This window comes from Trebonia sp., assembly GCF_049794275.1.
Lineage (GTDB): Bacteria > Actinomycetota > Actinomycetes > Streptosporangiales > Streptosporangiaceae > Trebonia.
Genome location: NZ_JBARCR010000996.1, coordinates 1 through 3,139 on the forward strand (window position 1 = coordinate 1; position 3,139 = coordinate 3,139).

At 69.1% G+C, this 3,139-nt stretch carries 4 protein-coding genes and 1 pseudogene; 2 read left to right on the forward strand and 3 right to left on the reverse strand.

All coding sequences use genetic code 11. The features are described from left to right. The first annotated feature begins 318 nt into the window (after nt 1–318). Together WA805_RS25215 and WA805_RS25220 are read left to right on the forward strand one after the other, a co-directional pair. On the forward strand, nt 319–1,182 hold the full coding sequence (locus WA805_RS25215) for a helix-turn-helix domain-containing protein (RefSeq protein WP_422285697.1): 864 nt from the start codon (nt 319–321) through the stop codon (nt 1,180–1,182). Then, a complete protein-coding gene (locus WA805_RS25220; protein WP_422280967.1) occupies nt 1,175–1,435 on the forward strand; it encodes a DUF397 domain-containing protein in 261 nt (86 codons plus the stop codon). The genes WA805_RS25215 and WA805_RS25220 overlap by 8 nt, the downstream gene beginning before the upstream one ends. A 66-nt stretch (nt 1,436–1,501) precedes the next feature. Here WA805_RS25220 and WA805_RS25225 read toward each other — a convergent pair. The 3 genes and pseudogenes from WA805_RS25225 to WA805_RS25235 all read right to left on the reverse strand — a co-directional run. Further along, a pseudogene (locus WA805_RS25225) lies at nt 1,502–1,699 on the reverse strand (DUF397 domain-containing protein); the annotation flags it as partial. Nucleotides 1,700–1,756: 57 nt separating this feature from the next. Then, nucleotides 1,757–2,611 (reverse strand): helix-turn-helix domain-containing protein, encoded by an 855-nt coding sequence (locus tag WA805_RS25230; protein WP_422285696.1) that lies wholly within the window; start codon nt 2,609–2,611, stop codon nt 1,757–1,759. A gap of 306 nt (nt 2,612–2,917) precedes the next feature. After that, nucleotides 2,918–3,139, reverse strand: a 222-nt coding sequence (locus WA805_RS25235) for an aminotransferase class III-fold pyridoxal phosphate-dependent enzyme (protein WP_425243578.1), incomplete at its 5' end; no start/stop codon positions are given.

Genomic DNA, 3,139 nt, shown 5'->3' on the forward strand with positions numbered 1-3,139 from the left:
ACGCAATGGCCCGCGGCCGGCGCTGTGGGTGCGGCCGGGTTAATTCGGTAATTCACGGCTGTAAATTTCCGCCGGGGCCGGGAATCCTTGGTCATCCGGCACGGGCGCACCCGCTGTCCGCGGGCCCGGGGGCGCCGACGGCCACCGGACCGCGCCGCGGGACCGGCCGGCACATCATCTCACTATCTGAGAACCTAGCCTGATTAGGCATCTGGGATATCATCGGGCGTATGCATGCGCCCTCCGCAAGGGGAATGCGTAATTCCATGCGCCCTTAGCCGCAGCGCATGGCGACGGGAAATGGGGAGGTCGCCCCGCGTGCCTGACTCTTCTGACGGGCCCACCGTCTTGCGCATCCTGCTCGGCACCCACTTGCGCCGGATCAGGGAAGCCAAGGGAATCTCCGCGCGGCAGGCGGCCGCGTCCATCCGCGCGTCGGACTCCAAGATCAGCCGCATTGAGCTAGGCCGGAACGCCATCCGCGAGATCGACGTGCTCGACCTGCTGACCCTGTACGGCGTCGCCCCCGCCGAGCGGGAAGAGCTGCTCACCCTGGCCGAGCAGGCGAACCGGCCGGCCTGGTGGCACCGGTACAACGACATCCTGCCGGAGTGGTTCCAGGCGTACGTGGGCATGGAAGAGGCGGCGCGGGCGATCCGCGGCTACGACCCGTATTTCATCCCTGGCCTGCTGCAGACCGAGGAGTACGCGGCCGGCGTGCTCGGGCTCGGCGATTTTCCCGTCGAGCAGACCGAACGGCACGTGCTGCTGCGCAGGGAGCGGCAGCGCCGGTACCGCGAGGGCAAGCTCAGGCTCTGGATGATCGTGGATGAGGCGCCGCTGCGCCGTCCCGTCACCGGTATTGGCGTGCACCTTGACCAGCTGCGCTACCTCAGGGACCAGAGCGGCACGCCGTCGCTGACCCTGCAGGTGCTGCCCTACGGACTGGGCGGCCACGCGACGCCGACCGGGTTCACCATCCTGCGGTTCGCCGAGCCCGACCTGCCGGACGTGGTGTACGTCGAGAACCTGGCCAGCGCGCTGTACCTCGACAAGCCGACCGAAGTCGAGCGGTACCTGCTCGCCATGGAACGGCTGAGCATCATGGCCCACGATCCCCAGCGGACCACGGAGATCCTCGACGAGATCATCAAGGAGCTGGAGGCGGCACGCGATGAGTGACGCGACCGGCTTGACCGCCGCCCGCTGGGTGAAGAGCACCCGCAGCGGGCCCACCGGCGGCAACTGCGTGGAGGTCGCGTGCCTCGGTGACGGCCGGGTCGCGGTCAGGAACTCGCGGCACCCGGCGGGCCCCGCACTGCTGTTCGGGCGAGAGCAGTGGGCCGCGTTCGTCGCGGCCACCGCCCGGCGACGGGCTCCCGCTGAGGGCGGGAACCCGTCGTCGTCTTTCTCCCGGGCTTCCCGGGCTTCCTAGGCTCCCCGGGCTAGTGCCGCCTGCTAAGGCGACCGGCAGGTCGAACTCGCCGTTCTTGGCGCCGGTCAGGAACGCCTGCCATTCCCGCCGGGTGTAGACGTGCGGCGCCTTGGCCCGGTCCTTCGAGTCGCGGACCGCGACGCCGCCGCCCGGCAGGTGCGCGACTTCCACGCACGCCCCGGAGGCACTGGCGCTGCTCTTGAACCAGCGCAGGTCGTTCAACTCGCCTTCCATGCGCTTTCCTCCCTGTGTTAGGTTCACCATCCCTCAACCGCACCGACCGACGGCCGCGCGGGCTTTCGCGGGTTTCCCTCGGGGGGGTCAGGCAAGTTCTCGCGCCGCCTTGGAGATCAGGTCGAGGGACGCCTCCGGCGGCAGGGCCGCGGCCCTGAGCCGGTCAAAAACCTCGGCGCAAGCCCGGACCTCCCTGTCTTTCTCCAGGTAAATCGGCCCGGCCGTCGATTCGACGTAGACGACTTCAGAATCGGACCTGTCGTGAAACTCGACGATGGAAAAGGGGCCGTCGTGACCCGCGTGCGCGCCGGTGTCGAAGGGCAGCACCTGGAGCGTGACCCCCGGCAGCCCGGCCGCCACGAGCAGGTGCGCGAGCTGGTGGCGCATCACCACCGGACCGCCCACGGTGCGCCGGATCACCGCCTCGTCATGGATCACCCACAAGTCGAGCGGCGGATTGTCGTCGAGCCGCCGCTGCCGCTCCATCCGCAGGTCCACCAGGCGCTCGATCTGGTCCGCGGTGTGCCGCGGCGCGCTCGCCCGCAAGATGGCGCGCGCGTAGTCCGTGGTCTGCAAGAGGCCGTGCACCACGGCGATCTCGTAACTGCGCAGTCCCGACGCCTCGGCCTCGAGGCCCACGTAGACACCGAGCCCGCTGGGCAGCACGTCGTCGTACGCCGCCCACCAGCCCTTGCGGTGCCCCTCGCGCGCCATGTCGACGAGGATCTGGCGCTGCCCGGCGTCCGTGACCTGGTACAGCTCGAGCAGCTGGCTCAGGTACGCCGACTTGGTCGGAGCCTTGCCGGTCTCGATACGGGACAAGGTGGACGGGGCGACGCCCAGCATCCCGGCGACTTCCTCCAGCTTGTAGCCCGCGGAGTCTCGAAGCCTGCGCAGCTCAGTGCCGAGCCGCCGCCTTCTGACGGTCGGGCCGGTAGCCATCGGAGGTCCACCTCCCGCGAGCGAACAGAGTCATCACGTCGCTGCATCCCTAATTAAGGGCAGGCCAAACCAGGGTCGTTAAAACGACGCCCTCACAACGAGAACCATACAGCGGAACCCCGCCGGATGAAATCCCATCCGGGATTTCATCTGACATTACGCCCAGCATCAGGAACGCTTGCCCTCCCGCCCCTCGCGCAAAGGTTGCCAAAAGACCATAAGGGCTCTTGAATCCGCACACAGGTACAATCCGCCGCTACCGAGGCGGCGTCAGGGACCCCGTTCCGTCGCATGGCGCGAAGGCCGCTAACTGGACGCGACGGCCTCGACCGCGGCCAGCACCCCCGCGCAGATCGCGGCCACGTCCTCGTCGGCCGTCACGTACGGCGGCATCGTGTAAACCAGGTCGCGGAACGGCCGCAGCCAGACCCCGGCCCGCACCGCCGCCGCCGTGGCGGCCGCGATGTCGACCTCGCGGTCAAGCTGCACCACGCCGATCGCGCCGAGCACCCGGACGTCGGCGACGCC